At 62.6% G+C, this 265-nt stretch carries 1 protein-coding gene; it reads left to right on the top strand.

Annotated features, from left to right (window positions below; all coding sequences use genetic code 11):
* Positions 1-25: 25 nt before the first annotated feature.
* A partial coding sequence (locus B4920_RS26590) for a hypothetical protein (RefSeq protein ID WP_139379703.1) occupies positions 26-265 on the top strand: 240 nt, incomplete at its 3' end.

Raw genomic sequence — 265 nt, 5'->3', positions numbered from 1 at the left:
CAAGGACAATGTGCTCACGCACAGCATGCAAGGGGATGATGACACGGTCAATGGCCCGCTGTTCGTGGTGTCAGCCACGGATGCCACGGGGGATGTTGGTACCGGTAATCTCCAGGTGGTCATCAGCGATGATGCCCCGACAGCCAACAACGATGCGGACAGCGCCGTCGAAGGGGTGTTTACCCCGGTTACCGGCAACGTCATCACCGGGCTGGGTATCACGGGCGGTGCCGGTGGTGCGGGGGCTGACGTCAAGGGGGCAGAC

The organism is Zoogloea sp. LCSB751 (assembly GCF_002028455.1).
GTDB lineage: Bacteria > Pseudomonadota > Gammaproteobacteria > Burkholderiales > Rhodocyclaceae > Zoogloea.
Note: the sequence above shows the minus strand (reverse complement) of the source record. Positions and strands in the feature narration are given on the sequence as shown.